The sequence below is a fragment of the Paenibacillus sp. D51F genome (genome assembly GCF_053345695.1).
On sequence record NZ_JBKFAO010000006.1, the window covers coordinates 298,877 to 311,781 of the forward strand.

At 54.8% G+C, this 12,905-nt stretch carries 9 protein-coding genes and 1 pseudogene; 7 read left to right on the top strand and 3 right to left on the bottom strand.

Annotated features, from left to right (window positions below; translation table 11 throughout):
- The first annotated feature begins 69 nt into the window (after positions 1 to 69).
- The 6 genes and pseudogenes from ACLBWT_RS13710 to ACLBWT_RS13735 all read left to right on the top strand — a co-directional run bounded on the left by ACLBWT_RS13710 (position 70) and on the right by ACLBWT_RS13735 (position 6,055).
- Positions 70 to 1,308 (top strand): annotated as a pseudogene (locus ACLBWT_RS13710) (IS110 family transposase).
- Positions 1,309 to 1,357: 49 nt separating this feature from the next.
- The gene (locus ACLBWT_RS13715) at positions 1,358 to 2,095 is read left to right on the top strand and encodes a polymorphic toxin-type HINT domain-containing protein (RefSeq protein WP_447663707.1); all 738 of its coding nucleotides are present in this window, start codon (positions 1,358 to 1,360) and stop codon (positions 2,093 to 2,095) included.
- Between the two features lie 10 nt (positions 2,096 to 2,105).
- Positions 2,106 to 2,624 carry a hypothetical protein gene (locus ACLBWT_RS13720; protein ID WP_447663673.1) on the top strand — a complete coding sequence of 173 codons (519 nt, stop codon included), beginning with the start codon at positions 2,106 to 2,108 and terminating at the stop codon, positions 2,622 to 2,624.
- 522 nt (positions 2,625 to 3,146) lie between these two features.
- Positions 3,147 to 3,416, top strand: a complete 270-nt coding sequence (locus ACLBWT_RS13725; RefSeq protein ID WP_447663674.1) for a transposase — start codon at positions 3,147 to 3,149, stop codon at positions 3,414 to 3,416.
- 690 nt (positions 3,417 to 4,106) lie between these two features.
- Positions 4,107 to 5,372: an FAD-binding protein gene (locus ACLBWT_RS13730; protein ID WP_447663675.1), complete on the top strand. Its 1,266-nt coding sequence runs from the start codon at positions 4,107 to 4,109 to the stop codon at positions 5,370 to 5,372.
- Between the two features lie 17 nt (positions 5,373 to 5,389).
- A complete protein-coding gene (locus tag ACLBWT_RS13735; protein WP_447663676.1) occupies positions 5,390 to 6,055 on the top strand; it encodes a Type 1 glutamine amidotransferase-like domain-containing protein in 666 nt (221 codons plus the stop codon).
- 328 nt (positions 6,056 to 6,383) lie between these two features.
- On the opposite strand, the gene ACLBWT_RS13740 is transcribed toward ACLBWT_RS13735, so the two are convergent.
- From ACLBWT_RS13740 to ACLBWT_RS13750, 3 genes are all read right to left on the bottom strand, one after another.
- Positions 6,384 to 7,874 carry a carboxylesterase/lipase family protein gene (locus tag ACLBWT_RS13740; RefSeq protein WP_447663677.1) on the bottom strand — a complete coding sequence of 497 codons (1,491 nt, stop codon included), beginning with the start codon at positions 7,872 to 7,874 and terminating at the stop codon, positions 6,384 to 6,386.
- A gap of 820 nt (positions 7,875 to 8,694) precedes the next feature.
- Positions 8,695 to 9,498, bottom strand: coding sequence for a flagellar motor protein MotB (locus tag ACLBWT_RS13745; RefSeq protein ID WP_447663678.1), 804 nt, complete (start codon positions 9,496 to 9,498; stop codon positions 8,695 to 8,697).
- Positions 9,482 to 10,303: a flagellar motor protein gene (locus tag ACLBWT_RS13750; protein ID WP_447663679.1), complete on the bottom strand. Its 822-nt coding sequence runs from the start codon at positions 10,301 to 10,303 to the stop codon at positions 9,482 to 9,484. Before ACLBWT_RS13750 ends, ACLBWT_RS13745 begins: the two co-directional genes overlap by 17 nt.
- A gap of 361 nt (positions 10,304 to 10,664) precedes the next feature.
- Between ACLBWT_RS13750 and uvrB the strand changes: the two genes are divergently transcribed.
- Positions 10,665 to 12,659 (top strand): excinuclease ABC subunit UvrB, encoded by a 1,995-nt coding sequence (gene uvrB, locus ACLBWT_RS13755; protein WP_447663680.1) that lies wholly within the window; start codon positions 10,665 to 10,667, stop codon positions 12,657 to 12,659.
- The last annotated feature ends 246 nt before the right edge of the window (positions 12,660 to 12,905 follow it).

Below are 12,905 nucleotides of genomic sequence, written 5' to 3' on the forward strand. Positions count from 1 at the left end.
GAATACTAAACAGACGATGCGGCTATTCTTTTTCCCTAAACGCTATAAAGGCTAAGGGGGACACTCGAAATGAGACATCGTAAAGAGCAGTTTATCTATGTTGGCGTTGATTTACATAAGCGGACGCATACCGCAGTTGTCATTAACTGTTGGAATGAGAAGCTAGAGGTCATTGAGTTCGAGAACAAACCATCGGCTTTCCCTGCGGTGGTCAATAAGGTCAAGAAGCATGTTCAAGAAGGCATGACAGTTGTATTCGGACTTGAGGACGTGGGCGGTTATGGAAGGTCATTAGCTGTTTATCTAGTCGAGAATCATTTCCTGGTCAAAGAAGTCAACGCTGCTTTATCTAACTGGAAGCGTAAAAGCTATGCCATGACGGAGAAGCACGATAGTTGGGATGCAGAGAACATTGCCAAGCTACTGCTTGATGAACTGGATAGATTGCCAAATGCCCACCCACAAGACGACTACTGGATTCTAAAACAGCTAGTCATGCGGCGGTATAGCTTGCGAGATACCCTCGTCATGCTCAAGAATCAGCTACATACGCAGTTAAGTTACAACTATCCGAGTTACAATAAGTTCTTCTCGGAAGTGGATGGGCAAACAGCACTAGCGGTATGGCACGAGTACCCTTCACCGTATCTATTGGAGGGCGTGAAAGTCGAAGCGTTGGCAGAGTTCTTGCGGAAGAACAGCCGTAATGTGTGTTCGACCAAGAAAGCTGCTTTAATCCTTGAGAGTGTTCAAGCTGATGGGAATACGAAGCGGAACGGGCAGGAATATCGGGATTTCCTTGTTCGCAGTCATGTGAACCAAATTCGTGACGTTCAGCGTGAGATGAACGATGTGGAGGACAATATCCGCCACATAATGCAGAAGCTAGACTTCAAGCTGAACACCTTTACTGGTATTGATGACGTTACCGCTTCGGCTATCGTAGCTGAAATCGGAGATATTAGCCGTTTTACGAGTGCTGACAAGCTAGCTAAGTATGCAGGGCTTACACCAAGCCAAATGAGCAGCGGCGGCAGAGGTAAAGACCGCAATCAACGGCAAGGAAATCGAGCGTTGAACAAGATTCTGTGGGGGCTAGCAGTAAGGCAAGTACATACCGCTAGAACTTCCAGTAAGCCGCTCAATCCTATATTCCGTGAATACTAAGAGAAACGATTGGGAGAAGGTAAAAAGAAGAAACAGGCAATCATCTGCATTATGAGAAGGCTTGTCACTATTCTTTATAGTATGTTGAAGAACAAAACCGAATACCGACTTGACGCTGTACCTGAACGGGTGGCAAGCTAATGATACAATGGTGGTAGCTGAAATGGTTGCCACCTTCTTTATTCCCTGAATCAAGGTTCTAACTAACGAAGGGGAGAAACCTATCGAGGAAATCGAGGTAGGGGATAAGGTACTTTCCAAGGATGATGAGACAGGCAAGATAGCTTATAAAGAAGTCGAATGGCTCTTCCAACGTGATGTAGAGGAAACGTATAATATTACTGTTGGCGGCGAAGTCATTACAACTACCGATGAGCATCCGTTTTGGATTATCGGCAAAGGTTGGGTGGAATCCAAGAACCTTGTGGTGGGCGATGTTCTGACAACCTCCGATGGCAAAGAATTAGCTATTGAGAAGATTGAGGTTAAGCAGGGGCATGCTACGGTTTACAATTTCAAGGTGAAGGATTTCCATACGTATTTTGTCTCAAACCTTGGGATTTGGACACATAATGCTTGTGGGGTAGCACCTCATACTGTTGTAAATGCATTATCGAATTTTCAAAGTAGTCAAATGAAGTTTGGTAGTAATACTTTCCTGCTTGATAAGTCAGGAATGAAATATATTCTAGAGCGTCACCATCCGAATTACTGGGATGGCTCAGTAAAGGCACAACAATCGTTTTTTGATGCAAGTATGTCAATTGACGATATTACGAGCGCCATTAAATCAGTTATGTCCCAAAATAGAGACATCCTTGCGAGTAAAGGGACTAAAGGGATGTATCAAATCACGGGTACTTACAACGGCAAGGACTATGTACTTGGGTTAAACAATGGGCGTGTAGGTCAATTTTATACTCCGTAAGGGTGATACGATGTTTCAAGTTGATTCATATTTGATGAAACCACAATGTAAAATTACTGATTTAAGCGATGTAGTTAGAAATCCTCAGAACTATTTTGTCGAAATCACTAATTCGTCAGGATTAAAAGAAATATATAAGAATCTTGATTTCCAGTATCTTAACGGGGCAATTTGTCTAAAGTATTACGGCGATAGTATGTTGGATATGAGGTATTGGGACTTGGTCGACCAATTATGGGCGTACGTTATTAATTTAATTGAAGAAGTGCTTCAAAAAGGAGAGGGAAGCATATATTTCCCTGACCAACCCGTCAAAATTATTCTCCGTCCAACAACTAAAGAATTACTTCTATTCTCAATTGAAGGAAGCGAAGTCACAAATTATGTATTACCTAGAAATGATTTTCTGATAGCACTAGTTCAAGGTGCAGAACAGTTTTTCTCCTGCATGACTGATACGTTTAGTTCCGATTGTGATTATTCCTATGAGTTAGAAAGAATAGTCAGGTTAAAAAAGGAATTACATTAGTGTATAAGACCTTGGGGGCTACAATCCTCAGGGTCTTTCTTTTACCCCCACCCAGTGCCGAATGAATCGGGCGGCTGAGTCCAATCATGCGTAATTCATGTAATACCAGTATAAGAACTTCTTTAATTCCTTGTACGCACATCCATGCTTGAGAAAGTATACCTAAATAATGCAATGCAGTTACATGATACAGGTTGATTATGGTCAGATACCACCATGATTGACCTGTATTTTGTTATCTTCGCTTTCTAGCGATTTTTCTAATATGAGCCGCAACTGTACAATACCCTGTCCCGATAGAGAGGGCGAAAAGGTATAATCGCATCTTCTTAGGAAGGATTGGGCGTGACACTGGAAGCATTGGCAGAGTTCCTGTGAAAGAACGGCAATAACGTATGTTCGGAAAGCTACACTAATCCAAGAAAGTGTCCAAGCAGATGGAAATACAAAGGGAATGGACAGGAATACCGTGATTTCCTCGTTCGAAGTCATGTAAACCAGATTCGTGACGTTCACCGTGAAATGAACGATGTAGAGGACAACATTCGTGAAATCATGGAAAAGCTAGACTTCAAATTGAACACGTTCACAGGTATAGATTACATTACTGCTTCGGCTACCGTTGCGGAAATAGGAGACATATCACGCTTTGCTGGTGCTGATAAATTAGCCAAGTATGAAGGGCTTTCGCCAAGCCAAATGAGTAGCGGCGGAAGAGGTAAAGAACGCAAAACAACGGCAAGGAAACAGAGCCTTAAACTAGATAGCCGTAAGGCAAGCTCAGACGGCTAGAACGTCTTCTTTTTGCCTTCACGCAATTTGGGAATTAGTACACATCTACAATAAAAATCAGCTACTATCACTTCACGTGAAAAATGTTCATCAAAAAACGGTACGTAGCAGGGGACAAGTCAATCGTTACAGAATTGACCAGTTGGAGGACAATCCTTATTTGGTACTTTCTGAAAACGTCCATTTCTTCTTGATACTATATCAGCCAAGGTATATCAAGAAGACCCTGATTCAGTCCGTCATTGCGACTATCATTAAATGGCGACTCATATAAATAATATGCAAATAAATTGTATGAGGCATATCATTCGAAGCAACCTTATCCTGATATCGCATATGAACCATACTGGAGCTGCTAGACGAAATTAGGCAGAGGCTTTGAGAAGAAAGGCTAATCTTGGATAAAGAAGATTGGAAATTCATGTAACATATAATTTTGCATGGCCAATTCAAATTAGCATTTGACAATTAACTGAGGAAACATGAAAAAAATAAAAGGGGCGTTTTGCTCTAATGAACGCCATCAACGGCAAGTAGCCGGATATTGCAGAGTGTATGGACAAAAGCTGGAACTGTTGCAAAGACGAGGGGTTAGAATTGAAGGCTGCCGAGTGCAAGTAGGGATTTTTGGCATGGAGCCAGAAGTACACGGTACAGGCATCGGCTATGAGAGGAAGGGTGAGCAGGAGGATGGTCAACGAGCGCAACTGGGCAGGCAATTACAAGTACGGAGCAACGGAGATTCTGGTCCCCGATAGGGTGTCGGATATACAGGAACGGGTGTCTCGAAGTTCCCGGATCAAGGTGCTGGGCTCGCGGCATTCGTTCAACGGCATCGCGGATACGGCCGGGAGCCTGATCTCGCTGCAAAAGCTGGACCGGGTCGTCGAGCTCGACTCCGCGAACCGGAAGGTCGCCGTCGAAGGCGGCATCCGGTACGGGGATTTGGCCCGCTATCTCCATGAGAGAGGCTTTGCGCTGCACAATCTGGCGTCGCTGCCGCATATCACGGTTGCAGGCGCGATCGCCACGGCAACGCACGGCTCGGGTGTCCTCAATGGAAATCTGGCTGCCGCCGTCCATGCGCTGGAGGTCGTCGCTGCCGACGGAGAGATCGTGACGCTCTCCCGCGACATGCCGGATGCCGAGGAGTTTCACGGAGCGGTCGTCGGGCTTGGCGGCTTGGGCGTCGTCACGAAGGTCACGCTGGATATCGTTCCAGCCTTCGAGATGACCCAGCATGTGTACGAGCAGCTGCCGCTGGAACAGCTGGAGCGGAACGTCGAAGCGATCTTGTCGGAATGCTACAGCGTCAGCCTGTTCACGGATTGGAAGGAGTCCTCGTTCAATCAGGTGTGGCTAAAGCGCCGCGTCGGGGATCCGGTGTCCTCGGACCAGCCGGAAGGCTTCTTTCATGATGCGGCTGCTGCATCCGGCAACCGCCATCCGGTGCCGGGACATTCCGGCGCCGTCTGCAGCGAGCAGATGGGCGTCGCTGGTCCTTGGCATGAGCGGCTGCCTCATTTCCGCATGGACTTCACCCCAAGCGTCGGCGAAGAGCTGCAAAGCGAGTATTTCGTGCCGCGGGACAAGGCTATCGAGGCTTTGCGCGCGATCGACGGTCTCCGGGATCTGATTGCGCCGCTGCTGTACATTTCCGAAGTTCGCACGATTGCCGCGGATCGGCTCTGGATGAGTCCTTGCTTCGGACAGGATTCGGTCGGCATCCATTTCACTTGGAAGCAAGACATGGAGGCGGTCGGCCGCGTGCTGCCCGTCATCGAAGAGGCGCTGCGCCCGCTCGGGGCGCGTCCGCACTGGGCCAAGCTGTTCGCGCTGCCGCCCGGCGAGGTTCAGCCCCTTTACGAGAAGCTCGCTGATTTCCGCCGGCTGCTGCTGCGGTACGATCCCTCAGGCAAATTCCGCAACGAATTTTTGAACCGCTACATTTATTGAGGGGACGTAGGACTGAAATGGAAACTCATTTGTTTTTGTTCGGGGGAGGGCCGCCGTTCTCGCCGGAGCTGGCCGCGCGGTTCGCAGAGCTGGCCGGTGGAGCTGACGGACTCGTAAGCATCCTGTGCGTGGATCGACCGGGATGGGAGGAGTATATGCCTCGCTATACAAAGGCTTTGGAAGAGCGGGGAGTGGCGCAGTTCCGCTACCTGCCGCTTCCGACGACGCCGGAGTCCGAAGCCATGGAAGCTCTCCGCGCCAGCAGCGGCATCATCATCGGGGGCGGAGATACGAACCGATATGCCGATTATATCGTCGAGACGGGGATTGGATCGGTTGTCGCCGCCAGGCATGAGGCCGGCATTCCGGTGGCGGGATTTTCGGCGGGCGCGCTGCTCAGTCCGGACCGCTGCCTGATCTCGGCGAAGGATAACGAGGCTTCGGCTTATCAGGACCGGAGGGGACTCGGTCTGGTTCATGGAATCTCCATTGCCGTTCATTTTTCCCAATGGCAGGAGGAGAAGCAGCTTCTGGCCTCAGCGGACAGATATCCCGATTATCGCGCCCATTACGGCCTGGATGAGGACTGCGGCCTGTACTTCCGCAATGGCGGGCTGGAAAGGACGGAGGGTGAAGGAGTGTTTGTTCTCGAGGACGGCGTGATCGGGAAGCTCGTTCTTTAAGTATTGGAATCGGAACGGCACAACGGTACCCAGCCAAGGCTTCAAAAGCTTCGAAGTTTCTCTGCTGCAGCGATCTCTTGCGCAGGCCGAAAGGCAGATGAAAAAAAAGCGCCATGAATAAGGAGGTATTCCGCCAGGAGTCTCCTTCCATGGTGCTTTCGTTTTGATGCAGGCCAGGGCCAATCGGCTTGCCGCCTGGTTTCCGCTTGCTGGATGGACCGTGCAGCCGCCGCCTGCGCCTTGAGCGGCTGAACTCGCCGGTCAAAGTCGCATTTCCGTACCGAGCCGGCTGCCCCGGTCAGGAGCAGGCGCGTATTCATATCGCGCGCTAGTTCCCGCCCGTCAGCCGCCGCCGCTTCTCCGCGTCCGGATCGAGCTCCACCCGGCTGTCCGTGTCGAAGATCATCGTCGCGCGCCGAGAGGCCTCATAAGCCGGCCAATCAAGCTCGGCGGTCGACGGATTGCCGGTACGGGCGAACGCGATCCAGGCGTCCTGAACCCGCTCCGCCATGGCGCGCATGCTCCCGCTCACTTCAAGGCCGGCGTTCTGGAGCAGGTCCAGATGGTTGAACACGAACGGAATCTCCGCCGCGTGAAAGGCTTTTGCAAACACTTCATGTCCTTCTACGGTGAAATCGTACCGGTACATCCAAACGGGAGCATACGGGAGCTGTGCGTCCGCCAGCAGCAGGGAGGAGCGCCAGAAGAAAAGATCCGTCATGAGCTGCTGCTGGCCTTCGGTCGTCCTCGGATAACCGCGCGTCCACTCCGCCGCCTCCGGCGCGCCCGTCACAGCGACATAGGCTTGCGCGTTCTTCTCGTCGGAGAGGAGCGGCATGCCGGGCGGAATGAACAAGGCGCCTTCATCGCGGTTGACGCCGATGAGAATATCGACGCCCTCGGCGGAGCCTGCCTCGATCAAGCTCTGAGGGAACTCCGGCAAAGTCTTGCCGTCGACGACCGGCTGAAACAGCATGACGGCGGATTCTCCGGCAGCCCGCTTCAGCTTGTCCGCCGCTCGCGTCAGCTCGGACGTCGGGATGTCCGCCAGCCGGTCCAGCTCGCCAGGCCCGATGCCCAGCATCTGCAGGTAAGCTCCGGCGAGCACCGAGCCTTGCTGCTCCGGAAGCGCCTGGGAGGCGCCGCTCTGCAGGATGGCTCTCCGGAACAGTCTTTTCGCAGCAGGCATGGCCAGCAGGGCGGCGATGCTCATGCTGCCTGCGGATTCGCCGAACACGGTCACCTGGGCCGGATCTCCGCCGAAAGCGGCGATGTTGCACTGCACCCACTCCAGCGCGGCGATCTGGTCGAGCAGGCCGGCGTTGGATACGTAGCCGTCATCCCCATCCGAACCGTCGGCGTAAGGAGACAGATGCAGGAAGCCGAGAGCGCCAAGACGATAGCTGATCGTGACGACGACGAGGCCGCCTCTGCGGGCCAGCTCGGCGCCGTCGTAGATCGGCAGTCCGCCGCCGCCCGTGACGAACGAACCGCCGTGGATCCAGACCATGACCGGCAGCGGCTTGGCCGAAGGTTCCTGCGGCGCCCACACGTTGACGTTCAGGCAATCCTCGGATTGCGGAATGGCCGTTCGCACGAGCCGGAAGCTTCCGCCGGACGGATCGACCGGCTGCGGCGCCAGCGGCCCGGGCTCGACAGCCGTGCGCGTTCCTTCCCAAGGCTGCGCGGGCAGCGGCTTGCGGAATCGTCTGGCTCCGACGGGCGGCTCCGCGAACGGGATCCCCTTCCAGAATCGGACTCCTTTATCGCGGGCTCCCTGAACCAGGCCGCTGTTCGTGCGGATAATGAGATCGTCCAAGCGTAACATCCTCTCTCTGCGAAGCATGATGCTTTCATTTTACCACTAAATCAATCCTTACCCCAACCGCAATCAGGCGAACCCCGCGGGGCAGCGGAAGTTGGGCTAAGTGCACCCGCCACAGCAGCGCACATTTATGGCAATTAAGGCCTATCGGGCCTTAGTGTGATGCGAGAGCGGTTACGGAGTGCAAATAAGGCCCAAATCGTGCCTTAGAGCGACACGAGAGTGGTTGTGCAGTGCAAATAAGGCCCAAATTGGGCCTTAGAGCGACACGAGAGTGGTTGTGGAGTGCAAATAAGGCCCAAATTGGGCCTTAGAGCGACACGAGAGCGGTTATGGAGTGTAAATAAGGCTCAAATCGGGCCTTAGAGCGATGCGAGAGCGGTTATGGAGTGCAAATAAGGCTCAATCGGGCCTTAGAGCGACATGAGAGTGGTTATGGAGTGCAAATAAGGCCCAAATTGGGCCTTAAAGCGATACGAGAGTGGTTACGGAGTGCAAATAAGGCCCAAATCGGGCCTTAGAGCAATGTAAGAGTGGTCATGGAGTGCAAATAAATTCCAAATTGGGCCTTAGAGCGATGTGAGAGTGGTCATGGAATGCTATTAAGGTCCAAATCCGGCCTTAGAGCAGGAGCCCTAATGTGAGGCATTTAGAGAATGCTGAAGGTTTAATGAAGCCTTATACAATTCGTCAGGGGTTCAGGGATTGCCATTGCTGCCGAGGACCGTAGACACGATTGCAGACTGCCGAGGCGATTCGTCCAATTGAAAAGTTGAATTCTCACGACGCGAATCCTGCAATGCGCCTGTGATGTCTATTTTGCCGCCGCATCGGTGCTCGCGCGCAGGACGGTGATTTCCACGCGGCGGTTTTTGGAGCGGCCGCTCTCGGTGCTGTTGGAGGTGACCGGCCGCGTATCAGCGTATCCGGCGATCTCGAACTTCGTCGGCGCCAGCTTGCTGCTGTCGATGAAGTAATGGAGCACGGATAGCGACCTGGCAGCCGAAAGCTCCCAGTTGTCGGCATATTGCCCGCCCGGATTGATGGGAAGGTTGTCGGTGTGGCCTTCGATGCTTACGGTGTTGTCCAGCGACTTGAACAGGCTCGACAGCTTGTCCAGCACCGGCGTCGCCTCCTTCTTGAGCTGCGCCCGTCCGAGGTCGAACAGGAACAGGTCGTTCAGCCGGATGGCGATGCCCTTGGGCGTGTCGGCGACGTAGACGCGGTCCTGAAGCTTGTGGTCCTTGATGTAGGTTTGAATGATCTTCAGCAGATTTTGCAGCTCTTCCTCCTGCAGCCGCTTCAGCTGCTCCTTGCCGGTTTCCTCGCTGGAGACGACAGGCTTGGCGGGAACCGGGCTTTGAAGCGGGGAGCCGTCCTGTATCGCTTGGCCGGTGACGCCGCGGCCGCCGTCCAGCACCGCATCCGATTTGTTGAACTGGAATTGGAGCGATTGCGCCAGAACCTCGTATTTTTTGACATCGAGCTGACTCATGGCATAGAGCACGACGAAGAAGATCAGCAGCAGCGTGATGAGGTCGGAATAGGTAATGAGCCAGCGCTCATGGTTTTCCGGAGCCGCCGCGGCCGCGCCGCGCCGCCTAGACCTGCGCCGCATTCTCGTCCGCCCTTCCTTCCGCGGCCTCCCGCGGCGCCTTCGGCTTTCTGCGCATCGGCTCGTCCTGGACAACGAAGGACTGCAGCTTCTTGCGGATCAGCTGCGGGTTCTCTCCGGCCTGGAGACCCATGATGCCTTCGAGCATCATCTCCATGCGCTGCACCTGCTCCTGGCTGCGGGAGCGGATTTTGGAAGCGAGCGGCAGGTAGACGACATTGGCCGAGGCGACGCCGTACAGAGTGGCGGTGAAAGCCACTGCGATCGAGGAGCCGAGCGAGCCGGGATCATGCAGGTCGCCGAGCACCTTGATCAAGCCCATGACGGTGCCGATGATGCCCATCGTCGGAGCGAAGCCTCCCGCGCTTTCGAAAATTTTGGCCTGCTGCTCATGGCTGCGCTCCAACGCCTCGATCTCGAGCTCGAGGATTTCCTTGGTCAGATCCGGATCCGTTCCGTCCACGACCATGAGGATGCCTTCGCGCAGGAAGCGGTCGTCGATCTTGCCGGCATGCGTCTCCAGCGCCAGCACGCCGCCGCGGCGGGCGATCGTCGCCATCTCGGTCATGCGCTCGATGATCTGCTGCTGCGTATCATCATCCTTGCTGAAGGCGAGGCGAAGGGCGGATGGAATGCCGCGCAGGCGGGAGGCGGGGAAGCTGACGGCGACGGCGGCGAAGGTGCCGCCGAAGACGATCAGGATGGCTGTCTTTTCCACCAGGCCGTGCATCTCGCCGCCTTCCCAGAGAAAGCCGCCGACCAGGGCGGCGATGCCTGCTGCGATTCCGATTAGTGTCGTTAAGTCCATGAGGCAGTTCACGCTCCTTGAGTAGGTCCCTGTCAGGCAGAACGTCTTGCCGGCGGCAAGAAGCGTTCGTATAGAAACGATTGCGGGTATAGATATAAATCTCTTGCCGAAGATGGAGAGGGCGTCTGGAAACAGGCTGGATTGCCAAAGTGTTCTCATTGCAAGCCAAGAAGCGACTCGGTATAATGAATGGGAACAAATATTCTTATGAAATTCGGGGACGTCTACTTTATCGGCTCTCCGGGGTATACAGTTAAATAGGGAATTATTCATATAATAGTAGACTTCACTCGCTATACCGGGTCTTTGGGACCGGGACTTTAGCTTCATATATAAAGGAATCGAGGTGTTTCAGAGCCATATGGCCGATACCGTACAGAAACTTTTCAACCTGAAGTCGGATTATACGCCTCAGGGCGACCAGCCCGGTGCGATCCAGAAGCTCGTCGAAGGGGTGCGGGAGGGACAGAAGCACCAGATCCTGCTCGGCGCCACCGGCACGGGCAAGACCTACACGATAGCCAACACCATTGCCAAGCTCAACCGCCCGACGCTCGTGATCGCCCACAACAAGACGCTCGCCGCCCAGCTGTGCAGCGAGTTCCAGGAGTTCTTCCCCGACAACGCCGTTTCCTACTTCGTCAGCTACTATGACTATTACCAGCCTGAAGCCTACCTCCCGTCGACCGACACCTACATCGAGAAGGATTCCAGCATCAACGACGAGATCGACAAGCTGCGCCACTCCGCGACCAGCTCGCTGTTCGAGCGCCGCGACGTCATCATCGTCGCCAGCGTGTCGTGCATCTACGGCCTCGGCTCGCCGTCGGAGTACGGAAGCCTGGTGCTTTCGCTGCGCAAGGGGATGGAGAAGGGACGCGACCAGATTCTGCACAAGCTCGTCGACATCCAATACCAGCGCAACGACATCAACTTCGTGCGCGGCACGTTCCGGGTGCGGGGCGACATCGTCGAGATCTTCCCGGTCGCGAACAACGAGCGGGCGATCCGCGTCGAGCTGTTCGGAGACGAGATCGAGCGCATCACCGAGATCGACGTCCTGACGGGCGAGATCATCGGAGAACGCGACCATGTCGCGATCTTCCCGGCCTCCCACTTTGTCACCCACGAGGACAAGATGAAGATCGCGCTTGTCAACATCGAGCGCGAGCTGGAGGAGCGTCTGGCCGATCTGCGCGAGCGGGGCAAGCTGCTGGAGGCGCAGCGGCTGGAGCAGCGGACCCGCTACGATATCGAGATGATGCAGGAAATGGGCTTCTGCTCCGGCATCGAGAACTACTCCGGACCGCTGACCTTCCGCGAGCGGGGAGCGACTCCGTATACGCTGATGGACTATTTCCCGGACGACATGCTGATCGTCATCGACGAATCCCATGTGACGCTGCCGCAGATCCGCGCCATGTACAACGGCGACCGCGCGCGGAAGGAAGTGCTCGTGGAGCACGGCTTCCGGCTGCCGTCCGCCATGGACAACCGGCCGCTGCGCTTCGAGGAGTTCGAGGCCAAGGACATGCAGACGATCTATGTGTCCGCGACGCCGGGCCCTTACGAGCTGGAGACAGCTCCGGGAGAGCCTATCCAGCAGATCATCCGCCCGACGGGCCTGCTGGATCCCATCATCGAGGTCCGTCCGACGAAGGGGCAGATCGACGATCTGCTCGGGGAGATCCGCGACCGCATCGCCAAGGACGAGCGCGTGCTCGTCACGACGCTGACCAAGAAGATGTCGGAGGACCTCACCGACTACCTCAAGGAGGTCGGCATCAAGGTCCGCTACCTGCACTCCGACATCAAGACGCTGGAGCGGATGGCGATCCTGCGCGATCTGCGCGTAGGCACCTTCCACGTGCTCGTCGGCATCAACCTGCTGCGGGAAGGCCTCGACCTTCCGGAAGTGTCGCTGGTGACGATTCTCGATGCGGACAAGGAAGGCTTCCTCCGCTCCGAGCGGTCGCTCATCCAGACGATCGGACGGGCGGCGCGCAACTCCGAGGGCCGGGTCATCATGTACGGCGACAAGATCACCGATTCCATGAAGCTCGCGATCTCGGAGACTCAGCGCCGGCGTTCCATCCAGGAAGCGTACAACGAGAAGCACGGCGTGACGCCGACGACGATTCGCAAGCGGATCCACGACGTCATCGAGGCGACGAAGGCGGCCGAGCAGAAGGCCGACTATCTGTCCGGCGTCTCCGGCAAGCTCACCAAGAAGGAGCGCCAGCAGGTCATCAACCGCCTGGAGGCGGAGATGAAGAACGCCGCCAAGAACCTCAACTTCGAGAAGGCGGCGGAGCTGCGCGACGCGCTTCTCGAGCTGCGGGCCGAAGACAGCTGAGCGGCGAGGCGAGGCGGGGTTCCTGCCCGGCAAGCCGGATTTCTCCGGCTGGGCTTAAGGGCGATGGATTCCGTCATGCTGGAGAAGAAGTCAAGTGTTCCAGGCCATCTCTTTTGATAAGCAATAGCAGTGAAGCGGTCTGGACGTCTGTGCGTGGCAAGAAGTCAAGAAGCGGTCTGGACGTCTGTACTTGGCGAAAGTCAAGAAACGGTCTGGACGTCTTGCGATAGGCAAAAAGTCAAGAAA